The organism is Halomonas sp. AOP12-B1-6 (assembly GCF_052379225.1).
GTDB classification, from domain to species: Bacteria; Pseudomonadota; Gammaproteobacteria; order Pseudomonadales; family Halomonadaceae; genus Vreelandella; species Vreelandella casei.
Genome location: NZ_JBQSYK010000003.1, coordinates 62369 through 78616, shown reverse-complemented (window position 1 = coordinate 78616; position 16248 = coordinate 62369). Strand labels below are relative to the sequence as shown.

The following is a 16248-nucleotide window of genomic DNA, read 5'->3' as shown; positions in this document are numbered from 1 at the left end:
TAAAATACCAGTATAACGCGCCCTGAGCGTTGGTGGTATGCTCAAGCTAGGTGTGTTTGTGCCGCTGTATTCAACGCCACCTTAGGGAAGCGTCGCCAGTGGCGCGGATGGGCGAATAAGCGCTGCCCGCGGCGCAATGCCAAGTGCTCAAAGTCAGTATGACGCACGGTGGCCAGCCATGGTTGGGCTAGCCAATCTGCCTCTAGCTCTACGCGCACTTCAGCCCCGACGGGCGAAATCGCAGTGATGGTGACCGGCAGGTGGCTTTCTGATGTGGGCTGCTCGGTTAGGCGCACTTCGTGGGGTCGTAGCAGTAGTTCCTCATGTCCATCCGGCAGGTCAACGTGCCAATAGGCGTCGCCGCAGGTTAATACGCCATTGCTGACGTTACCTTCTAGGTGATTGACGTCGCCCAGGAACTCAAACACAAAGCGATTCTTGGGGGCGCGGTAAAGCTCATCAGGCGTATCAATCTGCTCGATACGGCCGTTGCTCATGACCACGACGCGGTCAGACAACTCCAACGCTTCCTCCTGATCGTGGGTCACAAATACGCTGGTGAAGTTGAGTTCATCGTGCAAATGGCGCAGCCAGCGACGAAGTTCTTGGCGCACCTTGGCATCTAGGGCGCCAAACGGCTCATCCAATAGCAGCACCTCAGGCTCGACCGCCAGGGCGCGAGCCAGCGAAACGCGCTGCTGCTGACCACCTGAAAGCTGCGCAGGGTAGCGATTTGCTAGATGCTCCAATTTGACCATTTCCAGCAATCTAAACGCCCGGGCGCGAATCTCGCCGCTGCTAGGGCGGCGTTTGCGCGGCAGAACGGTAAGCCCAAACGCGACGTTGTCATACACGCTCATATGGCGAAACAGCGCATAGTGCTGAAACACGAAGCCGATGCGCCGATCGCGCACATGTACATTCGTCACGTCGAGGTCGCCAAACAAAATTTTACCCGGCTGTGCAGAATGATCGGCATTTTCCAAGCCCGCAATAATGCGCAGCAAGGTGGTTTTGCCTGACCCTGATGGTCCCAGTAGGCCGACCAGTTCGCCTTCATGAATATCTAAATTGATAGGTTCTAGGGCCTGGGTGCTGCCGAAATGCTTGGCAATATTATGTAAACGGATGCTCATGCAAATGCCTCCCGGCGCGATGCGCGCCATTCCAGCCCAGCCTTGGCCGCGAGCGTGAGTAGGGCAATGAATGCGAGTAACGCTGCGCAGGCAAATGCGCCCACGGCGTTGTAATCTTGATAGAGCTGCTCAAGATGCAGTGGCAGGGTATTCGTTTTGCCACGAATAGCGCCTGAGACCACGGAGACGGCCCCAAATTCGCCGACTGCACGGGCGTTGGTAAGAATGACGCCGTAAAGCAGCGCCCAGCGAATATTGGGCAGCGTGACGCGGCGAAAGGTGGTCCAACCTGAAGCACCAAGCGTGACGGCCGCTTCTTCTTCACGAGAGCCCTGCGCCTGCATGAGTGGAATAAGCTCTCGGGCAACGAACGGGCAGGTGACAAAAATGGTCACCATCAAAATGCCGGGCCACGCGAACATCAATTGAATGTCGTGAGTATCGAGCCAGCTACCGATCCAACCGTTGCGGCCATAAAGCAGCAGATAAATAAGCCCGGCGACCACTGGCGATACTGCAAAGGGAATGTCGATTAACGTTTGCAGAATGCGCCGCCCAGGAAAGCTGAAACGAGTGACCAGCCAGGCCAGCGCAACCCCAAACACTAGGCAGACTGGAATGGTTAACAGCGCAATCATCAGAGTGAGGCCAATCGCATGCAAGGTGAAGGTGTTACCGACATTCGCCCAGAACACCATCACGCCTTGCGAAAACGCCTGGGCAAAAATGGCAATCAGTGGCAATAGCAAAAAAAGCGCTGATAGCAGTAGGGCTGCACCCACTAGCAGGCGCCGGATAAATGGCGAATCCCCAATTCGACGCATTACCCTTTACCTCCGTGCAGGCGGCGCACAAAACGGCCCTGCCAAATATTAATAGCCAGCAGCAGGGCCAGCGATACAAATAGCACCACTGACGCAATCGCTGATGCGCCTGCGTAATCATATTCTTGCAGTTTGACGAAGATCATCAGCGCGGTGATTTCTGTTTCGTAAGGCATATTGCCAGCGATAAAGATAATGGCACCGAACTCGCCTAGCGAGCGCACAAAAGCGAGCCCCGTGCCGGTGACTAACGCAGGCCAAAGGTGGGGCATGATGACGCGACGAAAGGCGACCGCATCGGTTGCACCCAGCGACATAGCAGCTTCATCGACTTCAATTGGCAGATCTTCCAGCACTGGCTGTACGGTACGAACAACAAACGGAATACTGGTAAATGCCATGGCGAGCGCAATGCCTACCCAGGTGTAGGCGACTTGAAAGCCCAGTGGCTCGAGTAATCGGCCCATCCAACCGCTGCTGGCGTAAAGCGTGGCCAGCGTAATGCCGGCAACGGCCGTCGGTAGCGCAAAGGGCAGATCCATCAGCGCGTCTAGTAAGCGCTTGCCGGGAAACTCATAGCGCACCAGCACCCATGCTAGTAACAGCCCAAACACGGCGTTAATCAGCGCCGCCACTGCAGCTGCGCCAATGGTGACCATGTAGCTTGCCACCACGCGACCTTCCGTAATGATGGCCCAGTACTCGGCAAGGCTAAGCTTCGCTAACTGGCCGAACAGACCGGTAATCGGTAGCATTAGCACCAGCGATATAAACAGCACGCTGATACCCATAGACAGGCCAAAGCCCGGCAGCACGCGTGTGCTACCGGTTCGCCAAGATGCGAGTTGACTCATAGTTGAGGCTTACTCATAGAGAGTTATTAGCGACGCTGTAATTGGTCAAGAATGCCACCACTACCAAAGTGAGTGCCCATAACGTCATCCCAGCTACCAAACACGTCTTCTACTTTTAATAACTCAATTTCTGGGAATTGATCAGCGAATTCTTCTACCACGGTCTCGTTATGCACGCGGTAGTTGAAGCCCGCTAGCAGGCGCTGAGCCTCTTCAGTGTAAAGATAGTCCAAGTAGCTTTGCGCTAAGTCGCTGTTGCCATTACGCTCGGCGTTCTCTTCTACCACGGCGACAGGAAATTCAGCTAAAACGCTGATCGGCGGTACGATCACTTCGTAATCGTCGCTGCCATATTCACGCCGAATATTGTTGACCTCAGACTCGAAGCTAATTAGCACATCGCCAATGTCGCGTTCGATAAAGCTAGTGGTTGCGCCACGACCGCCGGTATCAAATACGGCGACATTGGCTAAGAACGTGCGCATGAAATCTTCAATCTGTTCTTCATCGCCATCAAACTCTTTATCGGCAAACCCCCATGCCGCTAAATAAGTGTAGCGACCATTGCCGGACGTTTTGGGGTTCGGAAAGACCATTGATACATCTTCTTTTACCAAATCGTCCCAGCTTTCAATCCCTTTTGGATTGCCTTTGCGGACCAGGAAAGCCGTCGTTGAGTAATAGGGTGACGCATTGTTTTCGAAGGCCTGCTGCCAATCTTCTGCAACGAGCCCGGCATCCGCGAGCACCTGAACATCGGTTACTTGGTTAAATGTGACCACATCGGCGCGTAAACCTTGCAGAATGGCACGAGCCTGGGCAGAAGAGCCGCCGTGCGACTGGCTAATCTCAATTTCTTCGCCGTGCTCTTCTTGCCACTTCGCTTGAAACTCTGGATTGATGGCGGCAAACAGTTCTCGAGCCACATCGAACGATGAGTTAAGCAGTTCACGCTCTTGCGCTGCCGCAGCACCACTCACGGTAACGCCTAGCGCGATGGCAATCAGGCTGCGGCTGAAAATGGTTGGCATTGACATGGACAAACTCCTTCGAGCGGTAGGCGCTTAGCAGCGCAATATTGGCAAGATTAAATCTATCAATGTGGAATTACAATCATGCTTTATATTCTATTTAAGAATATATGCTTGGCGGCCTATGCTGCTGCTTAGTAAGTGGCTTGGGTTTGGCTCTGGTAAGATAGGTCGCTGGCTATGCTTTCTTGCCTGTGCCCACAGGCATTCGGGAGCTAATCTCGTCTACTGATTAATAAGCAGGATTGGAATATGACCGCTGCGCAGGATTTTTTAATTGCCCCTTCTATTTTATCGGCTAATTTTGCCCGGCTGGGTGAGGAAGTGGATAACGTACTGGCTGCCGGTGCGGATGTGGTTCACTTTGACGTGATGGACAATCACTACGTGCCCAATCTGACCATTGGGCCCATGGTGTGTAAAGCGCTGCGTAAGCACGGCGTGACGGCGCCTATTGATGTGCATTTAATGGTCAAGCCGGTCGATCGTATGATTAATGATTTTATTGAAGCGGGTGCTAGCTACATTACCTTTCATCCGGAAGCTTCTGAGCACGTGGACCGCTCGCTGCAGCTAATCCGTGACGGTGGATGTAAGGCGGGTCTGGTATTTAATCCGGCCACGCCGCTTTCCTACCTCGACTACGTGATGGATAAAGTCGATATGGTGCTGCTAATGAGTGTCAATCCAGGCTTTGGTGGCCAGTCCTTTATCCCTGGAACGCTGGATAAGCTGCGCGAAGCGCGGGCGCGCATCGATGCCTCTCCTTATGCTATTCGTTTGGAGATCGATGGTGGCGTGAAGGTAGACAACATTGCCGATATTGCCGCCGCCGGTGCCGATACCTTTGTTGCCGGGTCAGCTATCTTCAGTGCTCACCAGGCCAGCGATCCGCACGGCTACAATACGGTTATCAAACAGCTGCGCGCAGCGCTGGCAAAGGCGTAATCGACAAAATAGCGGGGTGTTTAGTGCAGCTTCATACGCGGTTTTAAATAGCGATTGAGCTTGTCTACTAGCCAAGACAGCCCTGTTTTCGGCGCCCCGTGAATAGACAGCTGGTGCATGCGGTACAGCGAGGCATATGCCTGACGAGCCAGCCAGCCTTCTAAAAACAATCCTTTGGAGGCCGAGCTGCGCATTAAATTGCCCACCGCGTCGTAGCGCGCAAGTGATACCAGCGAGCCATGGTCACGGTAGCGGAAGTCAGCAAGCGGCTTGCCCGCTAAGTGATTGGCCAGGTTTTTGGCAAGTAGCGTTGCCTGCTGGTGGGCCGCCTGTGCACGGGGTGGCACGGTACCGCTTTCACCCATCGGGCAGCTTGCGCAGTCGCCCAGAGCAAAGATTCTCTCGTCATCGACGCTTTGTAACGTGGTGGCTACGTTGATTTGGTTTTTAGTGTTGGTCGTTAATCCTAGCTCCGCCAGGAAGGGCGGTGCTTTGATGCCGGCTGCCCACACATTGATATCCGTTTCGATCACTTCGCCGTCATTGGTTACCAGCTGGTGCGCCTGGGCTTCTTTAATGGCGGTGTTGGTGTGAACGGTCACGCCCATGCTTTCAAGCTCAGTTTTAACCGTCTGGCTGATTCGCTCAGCAAGGCCTGGCAGCAAGCGCGGCGCCGCTTCCAATAAGTGAACGCTGATTGTCTGATGATCTAATGACGTGACACCGTAGGCATTGAGCATGCGCGAGGCATCAAACAGCTCCGCTGCGAGTTCAACCCCGGTTGCGCCACCACCGACGATGCCGATAGTTAGCTGAGTATGCTGGCGCAGCGTCGGGTCGGTGTAGCGCAAAAAAGTGTTGATCATGTCGCGCTGGAAGGCTTTGGCCTGCTGCGGCGAATCGATAAAGTGGCAGTGCTCCGCAACGCCGGGGGTGCCGAAGTCGTTTGAAATGCTGCCCAGCGCCATCACTAAGTAGTCATACGAGAGCTCCCTGGCGGGCAATACTTCAAGGCCATGCTCATCCTTAATCGGCGCTAGCTGCAGCCGTCGTTCCTCTCGGTTTATGCCCGTTAATGAGCCCCGCTGATAGCGATAGAAGTGGGCAGACGAATGCCCGCGATAGTCCACCTCGTCCATGCTGGAATTAAGCACGCCGGTAGCCAACTCATGGAGCAGCGGCTTCCAAACATGTGTGGTATCGCGATCTAGCAACACAATTTCTGCGCGTTTTCGCTTACCTAAGGTACGTCCTAAACGTGTTGCGAGGGCTAAGCCGCCCGCGCCGCCGCCGACAATCACAATGGTGGGAGTGGTCATTATTACCTCCATGGCTAAATTAGCCATAGCATAGAAGTTTCTTCAGCTTCTGACTAATGCGAAAGTTGGCCTAGAGCGGGTAAGATGGGTGGCTAACGAAAGATTTTTCAGCAGCGAATGAAGTGAGAGGGCAATCAAGGTGCATTCAATACGACACTCGGCATTACATTCAGTGCTACAGGGCAAGCGACTGATTGCGTTCGACCTGGATGGCACGTTGATTGATTCCGTGCCAGATCTTGCTGTCGCTGTCATGCTTACCTTACGTGAGTTAGGGCTGCGTGAGCCGAGTGAAGACGAGGTGCGCAACTGGGTTGGTAACGGGGCGTCTGTATTAGTTCAGCGGGCCTTGGCCTGGGCGCGGGAAGCGGCGGCAGAGCCAGCGCTTCAAGCGTGCGCGTATGAGGCTTTTATGAAGCATTATGGCGCTGCGCCCAATGCCCTCACGACGCTTTATCCGGGAGTTGTCCAAACGCTTCAGGCGTTGCATCAGCACGGTATGACACTGGTATTAATCACTAATAAGCCTGAGCGCTTTATTGAGCCGCTACTCAACCATTTCAAGCTAATCGATTATTTCACGCTTTGGATTGGCGGTGATTCGCTGGCAGAAAAGAAACCCCACCCGTTGCAGCTGCTGCATGCTGCTGATAGGTGTCAAATATCCCCTTCTGAGTGCGTGATGGTCGGCGACTCGCGTCATGATGTGGCTGCCGGTAAAGCAGCGGGCTTTACGACGCTTGCGCTGCCCTATGGTTATAATCACGGCGAGCCGATTGAACACAGTCACCCCGACCTTATAGTCAGTTCGTTAACCGAATTGCTGATGACTGCACCCCATGCGACAAGGACCGCTTAATGATGACCCCGGAACGTTTTCAAGAGCTTAGCCAGGCAGGCTATAACCGAATCCCTGTTTCGCGTGATGTGCTGGCAGATTTAGATACGCCGCTCTCCACCTATTTAAAGCTCGCCAATACGCCCTGGACGTTCTTGTTTGAGTCCGTGCAAGGCGGTGAAAAGTGGGGCCGCTACTCCATGATTGGACTGCCTAGCCATGAGCGCATCGAAGTGCGTGGCTTCACTGTGTACCACATCAAAGAGGGTGAAACCGTTGGCGTCGCCGAAGTGGACGATCCTCTCGCGTGGATTGAAACATTTCAGAGCCGTTTTAAAGTGCCCAAATTAGATGATCAGCCGCGTTTTGACGGCGGGCTAGTCGGCTACTTTGGCTACGACACTATTCGCTATATCGAACCGCGTCTGCGCGGCGGCGCAGATAAGCCTGACCCGCTGAACGTGCCAGATATTTTGCTCATGGTGTGCAATGACTTTGTGGTATTCGACAATCTTTCCGGTCGACTAACGATCTGGACCCACGTTGATCCGGCCACGCCAGATGCCCTAGAGCGCGCTCAAACGCATTTGAAACATGTTGAAACCCGCCTGCGCGAAGCGCACATCAGCCCCAACAATGCCGGCAGCGATCGGCAGCCCGTGCAGGAGAGTGACTTTAACTCAGGCTTTACCGAAGATGGCTTTAAGGCCGCCGTTGATAAAATTAAAGAGTACGTGCTGGCAGGAGACATCATGCAGTGCGTACCTTCCCAGCGTATGTCGATTCCTTATCAGGCATCACCGCTAGACCTGTATCGCGCGCTGCGCAGCCTAAATCCATCGCCCTACATGTTTTTCTTTAACTTGGGCGATCATCACGTAGTGGGCTCGTCACCGGAAATCCTAACCCGGATGGAAGACGGTGAGGTGACCGTAAGACCGATTGCCGGTACCCGAAAGCGTGGTAAAACCGAGGAAGAGGACGATGCTTTAGAAGCAGAGCTGCTGGCGGACCCTAAAGAGCTCGCGGAACATCTCATGCTGATCGATCTAGGGCGCAATGACGTCGGCAGAATTTGCCAAACCGGTAGCGTTGAAGTCACCGAGCAGATGGTTGTAGAACGTTATTCTCACGTGATGCATATCGTTTCCAACGTGACCGGACAGCTGAAGCCGGGCCTGACGGCGATGGACGCGCTGCGTGCCACTTTCCCCGCTGGCACGGTTTCCGGGGCGCCTAAAATTCGCGCATTAGAAATTATCGATGAGGTTGAGCCGGTTAAACGGGGTATTTATTCCGGAGCGGTAGGATATTTGTCTTGGCATGGCAATATGGATACTGCGATCGCCATCCGTACCGCGGTGATTAAAGACGGCCAGCTGCATGTTCAGGCCGGGGCGGGCATTGTAGCTGACTCAGTTCCTGAAATGGAGTGGCAGGAGACGCTTAATAAGGGACGCGCGATTTTCAGCGCAGTGGCCATGGCTGAGCGTGGTTTAGACAACCTTTAACTCTGGGTCGATTACTCGGCCGTTGCGCCTCCTAACGCGGTATGCAGCACTTCCGCATTGTGGCGCAGCATGGCTGAGTAGTTAGCTGCCGGGCCATCGGTATTGCTTAGTGCATCGACGTACAAGGGGCCTGCTAGAGGGAGTGATGTTTCGCGTGACAAGGCATCCATGTGTATCTGCGGGGTGGTGCTCTCGTAGAACAGCGCTAAGGGACGTTTTTCGGCTAGATACTCGCTCATCTTAGCCATCGCCAGCGCGCTGCCTTGAGTCTCATGATTCACTCCCCATACCCCAAACGCCTGAAATGCGTAAGCGCGTGCAAAGTAGCCAAAGCCCGCCTCACTAGTAACCAGCGTGCGATTAATCTGCGGAATCCCATCAAGGCGCTCTTTCACCGCCTGATCAATGATCGAGAGCGCTTTCTTTGCTTCTTCGGCGCGCGCATAAAACGCATCGGCCTGGTCGGGCAGATGTTCGGCCAGCACGTCAGCAATGACATCAATGTAGGCGGCAGCGCCTCGAGGGTCCATCCACATATGGGGGTCTGGCTCGCCTTTATGCAGCCCGGTAGAGATCGTTATCGGCGCGTAATCCGCTTGAGCGGCTACCTCTATTAACGTGAGACGGTCACCTGACATCGCCTCAACATGGTGCATCCAGGGCTCTAACCCCAGTCCGTTATAAAACACGATATCGATATCTTCCATATCGAGCACGTTGGGCGGCGTTAGCTCCCAGCGGTGAACATCTTCTTCTGCAGGTACAATCACGTTGACGCTAACCGTATCACCGGCGACTCGTTTAACCAGATCTTGCATGACAGAAAACGAGGCAATAACGCTTATTGTGGGGTTGGCATAGGCTGGCGCAGCGCTTAACACCGCAGCGCACAAGAGCGCACTCATCCAGGTAACCCGCTTTAACATCCCACGCTCCTAACGAACTTGAAGAACGAACTTGAAAAACCAACTTAAAAACTAGCGAAAAAAGATGGCAGATAATAAAGACTGCGGTGGCCCGTTGCCAGTTCCAATGCAGCGGCCTATGTAGAGAGAAAGGAGCCATTAGTCTGAAAAATGGTCCATTCCTAAGCATAGCGTGCATTATACTGAACGGAACGGTTTATTCTTTTCAAGCACTGTTGATGAAGGGCCACACTTAACCCCTGCAAGGAAGTGCTTGGTTGCGGTATCATCGAGTCCAACGTTTTTATTAGCAGTTTCATAAGGCGAGGGAGTAAGCGGGGCAATGGCGAAAGGACAGTCAGTGCAAAAAGTCTTAATGATCGATAATTACGATAGCTTCACGTTTAACATCGTGCAGTATTTGGGAGAGCTGGGTGCTGAAGTGATCACCCATCGTAATGACGAAATCAGCATTGAGCAGATTGAAGCGCTGGCGCCTACGCACCTAGTGGTGTCGCCCGGCCCCTGTACGCCCAATGAAGCAGGTATTTCCATGGCGGCGATTGAACACTTTGCCGGCAAACTGCCTATTTTAGGCGTTTGCCTTGGACATCAGGCCATTGGCCAAGTCTATGGCGGTAAAGTGGTTCGTGCCCCGCAGGTTATGCACGGCAAAACGTCAGACGTATGGCACGATAATCACGGCGTTTTTGAAGGGCTGGAGAACCCCGTGCAAGTGACCCGCTATCATTCTTTGGTGGTCGATAAAACGAGCCTACCCGATTGTTTAGAAGTGACTGCCTGGACAGGCGATGATGATGTCACGCCGGATTTAGTCATGGGGCTGCGCCATCGTGAACTGGATATCGAGGGGGTACAGTTTCACCCCGAATCGATTCTTACCCGCCAAGGTCATGAGCTGTTGGCCAATTTTTTAAAACGCGGCTGATTGCCGGTTTCACACGCTTTAGAGGCCCCTCTGCTCATGCAAATGCGCGATGCGATTAATGCGGTAATGCGCCGCGAAAACCTCTCTTTCGACACCATGCATGCTTTGATGCGCCAAATCATGACCGGCGATGCCAGCGATGCGCAAATTGGCGCCTTGCTGATGGGGTTAGCCATGAAAGGCGAAAGCGCGCTAGAGATTAGCGCCGCTGCCCAGGTAATGCGCGAGCTAATGAAACGCGTCGAGCTGAACGTTGATAACGTGGTAGATATAGTGGGGACTGGCGGCGATGGTGCTAATTTGTTTAACGTTTCGACCGCTGCTAGCTTTGTCGCCGCCGCAGCGGGTGCTCATGTGGCCAAACACGGTAACCGCAGCGTCTCATCATCGTCTGGCAGTGCTGATCTGTTCGACGTGGCGGGCATTTATCTTGATCTTAAGTCCCAGCAGGTAGCGCGCTGCATCGAGCAGGTGGGGGTAGGCTTTATGTTCGCACCTAACCATCATCCGGCTATGCGTTACGCTATTGGGCCTCGCCGCGAGATGGGCGTTCGCACGTTGTTTAATATTTTAGGTCCGTTAACGAACCCCGCCGGTGCGCCTAATCAGGTACTAGGCGTTTACGCTCCGGAGCTTGTGCCGCTAATGGCCGAAGTGCTTAAAACGCTGGGCAGCCGACACGTTATGGTGGTGTATTCAGAAGATGGCTTGGATGAGATTTCGCTGGCGAGCCCCACTCTGGTTGCGGAGCTCAAAGGTGGTGAGATTAGCCAATATACGGTGACACCCGAAGAACTGGGCATTGAGCGTCAGAGCCTTGCCACGCTTAAAGCCAACAATGCAGAAGATAGCCTGCGCTTAGTTAAAGCAGCTTTGGCCGGTGAGGGCGCCGCTGCAGATATCGTCGCGCTGAACGCCGGTGCAGCGCTTTATTGTTCTGGGGTGGCGGACACGTTAAAAGAAGGCGTAATGGTGGCCCAGGATGCACAAGCGTCCAAACTGCCGCTTGAGAAGCTTAAAGAGCTTTCGCACTTTACCAGCGTTTTTAAGCCGTAGGCTCTTAAACAAGATAAGCTTTAAACACGAAGAGATCACCATGACTCAACAGGCAACGCCGACTATTTTAACGCGCATTCTGGCCCGTAAAGACCAAGAGGTGGCTGAGCGCCGTCAAGCAGTTTCAGAACAGGATCTGCTAGCGCTAGGTGAGCAGCAAAGCGCACCGCGCGGTTTTATTAACGCTCTCAATGCGCGCATTGCGACAGGCGACCCGGCCATTATCGCTGAGGTGAAAAAAGCCTCGCCCTCAAAAGGCGTGATTCGTGAAGAATTTCATCCTTCGGATATTGCTAAAAGCTATGCGCAGGCGGGTGCAGCATGCCTTTCCGTGCTCACCGATGCTGATTTTTTCCAGGGCCATGAAGACTATCTGATTGCCGCTCGTGATGTCTGCTCACTGCCGGTGATTCGCAAAGACTTTATTACTCACGGCTATCAGGTGTCAGAGGCTCGCTCAATTGGTGCAGACTGCATTTTGCTGATTGTTGCTGCGTTAGATGATAGTCAGCTACGCGATCTGCATCAGCAGGCCAACAAGCTAGGGATGGATGTGCTGGTGGAAGTGCATGATGCCGATGAGCTGACGCGCGCCCTGGCGCTCGACCTGAAACTGATAGGCATTAATAATCGTAATTTGCATACGTTTGAAACTAGCCTGAACACCACGCTTGATCTGCTATCGCGGATTCCTGAGCATGTCACGGTGATCACCGAGTCGGGTATTCATACCCGCGATGACGTTAAGCTAATGCGTGATCATAGCGTTAACGGCTTCTTGGTCGGTGAGGCTTTTATGCGTGCAAGTGACCCAGGCCTGGCGCTGAAGACTCTTTTCTTCTGAGTTTCAGCGCCGAGCCTGTTGGCTATCGATCCGTTAAGCGCTGCGTAAGAGCGTAAGCAGCGCTTGAAGCGGGTGGCGCAGGGTTTGGCTGGAATAACGTTTCACCTGGCTGCGACAGGAGTAGCCGGTCGCTAACAGCCTGCCTGTATTGTGCGGTTCTTCCACCTGCGGCTGCCAAGACTGAGCATAAATAACCTTTGAGGTCGCCACGTTACGGGTTTCATGACCATAGGTGCCGGACATGCCACAGCAGCCGGTGGCCATCAATTCAAGCTCTAAACCAAACGCCGCGAACACCTGCTGCCAGGCCTTGGGGCTGGCCGGCGCATTGGTTTTCTCGGTGCAGTGGGATAGCAGCTTAAAGCCCGGGTCGGTGAGCGTTAGCTGGTTAGGCGCTAAGGTGTTAAGGCGAGTCACTAGCCACTCTTGGAGCATCATTACATCGGGCACTGCCTGATCCCCAAACGTTTTCACATACTCTTGACGGTACGTCAGGGTCATCGCTGGATCAATGCCCACCATCGGAATGTCAAAGCGTGCCAATGTACGCAGCCGTTTGGCCTGTTTGGCTGCGGTACGCTCAAAGGCACCCAGAAATCCCTGCACATGAAGGGGTTTTCCGTTCGCAGAGAAGGGCATTACGAATACCCGTAGATCAAGCCGCGAGAGTAGCTCAACGATATCCATGACCAATGTGGCTTCAAAATGGGTGGTAAAGGCATCTTGAACAATGATCACGCTGTTGGCGCGCTGCTGCTCGGTGAGGATGGCAAGCGCTGCGGGCGTTGCTTCGGCCACTCCCCAGGCCCGTAGCTGCTTTTTAACGCTTGACGGTGAAAGCGCTGGCGAATCGCTAATGCCCAGCTGTTGGCCCATCAGCTTTTCGATCCAGCGCTGTCCGATCACGGCGTTATACAGCGGAGCGGCTTTGGCCAGAGAGGGCAGCATGAATTCGGTGCCGCCGATGACATAGTCGCGCAACGGGCGCAGATAGCGGCCGTGATAAACTTCTAAAAACTGCGAGCGGAACTGGGGAACATTGACCTTAATCGGGCACTGTCCTGCGCACGATTTACAGGCCAAGCAGCCTGCCATGGCATCGTAAACTTCATGAGAGTAGTCGTGATGTTGTTTGCGGCTTAGGCTATTGGCCATCCGGCGCGGAAAGCTTTTGATAAATCCCCAGCCGCCTTCGGCCTTTTTCTTGCGTGACTCTTCCACGACGTCAATGCCCGCCTGGGACTGTAAGCGCAGCCATTCGCGAATCAAGCTGGCGCGGCCTTTAGGCGAGTGACGGCGATCCCGAGTGGCCTTCCAGGAAGGGCACATAGGATCGTCAACGTCGTAGTTATAGCAGGCGCCATTGCCGTTGCAGTATACCGCGGCGTCATAGGCCTGCCATGCTCGCTCATCGATGGTGCGGTCAAGCTGGCCACGCGTCGTCACGCCATCAATGGTCAGCAGCTCTGGGTCACGCTCGCGGGCAATTAGCTGGCTAGGCTCACGCGTGGCCGTTGCCTCCACGTCTTCAGACGCCGTGGACTGCGGCGTCGCGATTTTGCCCGGATTGAGCTGGTTGTAAGGATCAAACGCAGTTTTTACACGCTGAAGGCTAGGGTAGAGCTCGCCAAAGAACTTAGGCGAGTACTCTGAGCGCACGCCCTTGCCGTGTTCACCCCATAGCAGGCCGCCATATTTTTGGGTAAGAGCGGCTACTTCGTCGGAGACGGCGCGAATCAGCGTTTCCTGCTCCGGGTCCTTCATGTCGATGGCGGGGCGCACGTGAAGTACGCCTGCATCCACATGGCCGAACATGCCATAGGTGAGATTGCGGGCATCCAGCGCGGCACGAAATTCGGCGATAAAGTCAGCCAAATGTTCTGGCGGCACGGCGGTGTCTTCCACGAACGGAATCGGCCGTTTTTCACCTTGGACGTTGCCCAGCAGTCCCACCGAGCGTTTGCGCATGCCGTAAACTTTCTGAATCTGGGCGCGTCCTTCTGCCAGGGTAAAGCCTAGCCTTTCTACCGTTGGATCTTGGCTTAGATAGTCGGTAAATAACCGTACGCGGTCGGCGAGAGTTTTCTCATCATCGTCGTTGAATTCAATCAGATTAATGCCGCGAATCGGCATGCTGCCGGTGGCAGGGAAAAACTCGGCCACGCTATCCCAAACAAAGTCATCCATGGCGAGCTGGAGCACTTTATCATCGACCGTTTCAATCGAAGTGGGCCGTGCGGCACTCGCCATCAGTGCTTTAGCATCCCGCAGGGCATCCATAAAGCTTGTATAGCGCACGTTGACCAGGGTGGAGTGCTTGGGGATCGGCAGCACGTTCAGCACCGCTTCGTTTAGAAAGCCCAGCGAACCTTCCGAGCCGCATAGCAGGCTGTTGAGATTGAGTTGGCCTTCGTCATCGCGCAGGTGGGCCAGGTCGTAGCCAGTTAAGCAGCGATTGAGAGGCGGAAATTTTGCCTCTATCAAATCACGCTGCTGGTCGATAATCGCGGCGGCGGTGGTATGCACGCGGCCTAAAACACCTTCTTTTTGGCGTTCGCTGTGCTCTTCGTCCGAGTTCAGCGGGCGGCTATGCAGGTGCTGGCCGCCGAGTAAGACCGTATCCAGTTGCAATACGTGATGGCGGGTTTTACCGTATTCGCAGCTGCCCTGGCCGCTGGCATCCGTTGAAATCATACCGCCGATGGTGGCGCGGTTGGAGGTCGAAAGCTCCGGGGCGAAAAACAGCCCGTAAGGTTTTAAAGCGGCATTGAGCTGGTCTTTTACCACCCCGGCCTGTACGCGCACCCGGCGGTTCTCAGTATCTATTTCAAGGATCTTATTCATGTGGCGAGAGACATCGACCACAATGCCGTCGGTCAGTGACTGGCCGTTAGTGCCGGTGCCGCCCCCACGTGGTGTCAATACAACGCCTCGATGAGTTGTTTGTGCGGCGAGTTTGGCTAGGCGCTCTAGATCTTCGGCATGCTTGGGGTAAACCGCTGCCTGGGGCAGGCGCTGGTAAATAGAGTTGTCGGTTGCCAATACCGTGCGGTGAGCGTAATCAGGGGCAATGTCGCCTTCAAAGCCGCGTGTTTTGAGAGCTTCGAGAAAACGTACATAGGCGTTACCTAAACGCTCAAACGGAGCGGAACGCGTGTCCAGGGGTGCAATCATAGGTGATTAAGCCGTCAGTGCCGGGGGTGCAATAAAGGAAGTCGGCTACTTTACCGCAGCGGCTGCCTAGCTGCATCTTAACGTGATGATTTACCCAATTTCTTGCAGGCATCTTATTCGGCACTCAATGCTTCTTTGACCAGTGCTAACGAGGCGTCTGACATAGGCAGCGTTAAGGCCAGTGCGTGGGCACGGGGCGACATTTTTCGCCAAGTCTTTTGCACAATACGCACCATATGCTCGTGCTCAATCTTGCGTGAGAAATCTGCAAAGTAATTCTCTAGAAAAACGAGGCAGGCACAGTCTTCTAATGCCTGCACATCGGCATCGCGTCCCAGGCCTTTTTTGCCAATAATGGTAGCGACTCGCTCGGCGTCTTCGGCTGAAAAGCCTGTATCGTGCATTAGCTGGGCGGTAGTGTCTCCAGCACGAATACCTTGGTCGCGGCGCCAGGTGAGGTAGCCCACACGTCCTTCGGGGTACTGCTCGCGCGGTACTAGCCAGCGTTGCAGGTGCTGAGCACGTATTGCTAGGCGCAGTACTTTATCAGGAGCGTCGTGTACGCGATCTAACCAGCCACTCATACGCTGAGCATAGGCCAGTTCCTGCGGTGTTGACGTGCCATCCGCTAGAATGCTGGTGCGGGGGTCTTGCGCATGCAGTGCATCAATGGCGGCGAGCGTTTGATCAAAAGCAGTCGGCATAGCAGCGGTGCTCGGCTAAGAGAATGGTTAAATTGAATAACGTCTAAATTGGATAGGGATTAGGTTGCCGCGAAACAGCGCCAATCGCAACGGCAGAGTGGGAAAAGCTTGAATCCGCCGCCTGCTGCAAAGCGCAGCAGGCGGACGTTTTGATG

At 54.3% G+C, this 16248-nt stretch carries 14 protein-coding genes; 6 read left to right on the top strand and 8 right to left on the bottom strand.

Annotation, left to right across the window (positions count from 1 at the left end; translation table 11 throughout):
• Positions 1–41 precede the first annotated feature (41 nt).
• Genes ACT3TR_RS09450 through cysP form a run of 4 tightly spaced genes read right to left on the bottom strand, consistent with a single transcriptional unit; the run spans position 42 to position 3851 of the window.
• Positions 42–1136, bottom strand: a complete 1095-nt coding sequence (locus tag ACT3TR_RS09450; RefSeq protein WP_444625360.1) for a sulfate/molybdate ABC transporter ATP-binding protein — start codon at positions 1134–1136, stop codon at positions 42–44.
• Positions 1133–1960, bottom strand: coding sequence for a sulfate ABC transporter permease subunit CysW (gene cysW, locus ACT3TR_RS09445; protein ID WP_441684231.1), 828 nt, complete (start codon positions 1958–1960; stop codon positions 1133–1135). The genes ACT3TR_RS09450 and cysW overlap by 4 nt, the downstream gene beginning before the upstream one ends.
• On the bottom strand, positions 1960–2814 hold the full coding sequence (cysT, locus tag ACT3TR_RS09440) for a sulfate ABC transporter permease subunit CysT (RefSeq protein ID WP_096279106.1): 855 nt from the start codon (positions 2812–2814) through the stop codon (positions 1960–1962). The genes cysW and cysT overlap by 1 nt, the downstream gene beginning before the upstream one ends.
• 26 nt (positions 2815–2840) lie before the next feature.
• The gene (gene cysP, locus ACT3TR_RS09435; protein ID WP_096279108.1) at positions 2841–3851 is read right to left on the bottom strand and encodes a thiosulfate ABC transporter substrate-binding protein CysP; all 1011 of its coding nucleotides are present in this window, start codon (positions 3849–3851) and stop codon (positions 2841–2843) included.
• Between the two features lie 246 nt (positions 3852–4097).
• Here cysP and rpe point away from each other — a divergent pair, with 246 nt between their 5' ends.
• Positions 4098–4793 carry a ribulose-phosphate 3-epimerase gene (rpe, locus tag ACT3TR_RS09430; protein WP_444625361.1) on the top strand — a complete coding sequence of 232 codons (696 nt, stop codon included), beginning with the start codon at positions 4098–4100 and terminating at the stop codon, positions 4791–4793.
• A 20-nt stretch (positions 4794–4813) separates the two neighbouring features.
• Here rpe and ACT3TR_RS09425 read toward each other — a convergent pair whose 3' ends face one another.
• Positions 4814–6112 (bottom strand): NAD(P)/FAD-dependent oxidoreductase, encoded by a 1299-nt coding sequence (locus tag ACT3TR_RS09425; protein WP_444625362.1) that lies wholly within the window; start codon positions 6110–6112, stop codon positions 4814–4816.
• A 133-nt stretch (positions 6113–6245) separates the two neighbouring features.
• Between ACT3TR_RS09425 and ACT3TR_RS09420 the strand changes: the two genes are divergently transcribed.
• Together ACT3TR_RS09420 and trpE are read left to right on the top strand one after the other, a co-directional pair.
• Positions 6246–6971: a phosphoglycolate phosphatase gene (locus tag ACT3TR_RS09420; protein ID WP_444625398.1), complete on the top strand. Its 726-nt coding sequence runs from the start codon at positions 6246–6248 to the stop codon at positions 6969–6971.
• 2 nt (positions 6972–6973) lie between these two features.
• Positions 6974–8461, top strand: coding sequence for an anthranilate synthase component I (gene trpE / locus ACT3TR_RS09415; RefSeq protein ID WP_444625399.1), 1488 nt, complete (start codon positions 6974–6976; stop codon positions 8459–8461).
• Between the two features lie 11 nt (positions 8462–8472).
• On the opposite strand, the gene ACT3TR_RS09410 is transcribed toward trpE, so the two are convergent.
• Complete coding sequence (locus tag ACT3TR_RS09410) at positions 8473–9387, bottom strand: metal ABC transporter substrate-binding protein (RefSeq protein ID WP_441684229.1); 915 nt, start codon at positions 9385–9387, stop codon at positions 8473–8475.
• A gap of 322 nt (positions 9388–9709) precedes the next feature.
• Between ACT3TR_RS09410 and ACT3TR_RS09405 the strand changes: the two genes are divergently transcribed.
• From ACT3TR_RS09405 to trpC, 3 genes are read left to right on the top strand one after another with little or no spacing between them, the layout of a single operon-like run.
• Positions 9710–10315, top strand: a complete 606-nt coding sequence (locus tag ACT3TR_RS09405) for an anthranilate synthase component II (RefSeq protein WP_096279118.1) — start codon at positions 9710–9712, stop codon at positions 10313–10315.
• A 36-nt stretch (positions 10316–10351) separates the two neighbouring features.
• Positions 10352–11371, top strand: a complete 1020-nt coding sequence (gene trpD, locus ACT3TR_RS09400; protein ID WP_444625363.1) for an anthranilate phosphoribosyltransferase — start codon at positions 10352–10354, stop codon at positions 11369–11371.
• Positions 11372–11411: 40 nt separating this feature from the next.
• Positions 11412–12215 carry an indole-3-glycerol phosphate synthase TrpC gene (trpC, locus tag ACT3TR_RS09395; protein ID WP_444625364.1) on the top strand — a complete coding sequence of 268 codons (804 nt, stop codon included), beginning with the start codon at positions 11412–11414 and terminating at the stop codon, positions 12213–12215.
• 33 nt (positions 12216–12248) lie between these two features.
• On the opposite strand, the gene ydiJ is transcribed toward trpC, so the two are convergent.
• Positions 12249–15389, bottom strand: coding sequence for a D-2-hydroxyglutarate dehydrogenase YdiJ (gene ydiJ, locus ACT3TR_RS09390; protein ID WP_444625365.1), 3141 nt, complete (start codon positions 15387–15389; stop codon positions 12249–12251).
• Between the two features lie 113 nt (positions 15390–15502).
• Positions 15503–16093 carry a DUF4202 domain-containing protein gene (locus tag ACT3TR_RS09385; RefSeq protein WP_096279125.1) on the bottom strand — a complete coding sequence of 197 codons (591 nt, stop codon included), beginning with the start codon at positions 16091–16093 and terminating at the stop codon, positions 15503–15505.
• Positions 16094–16248: the final 155 nt, after the last annotated feature.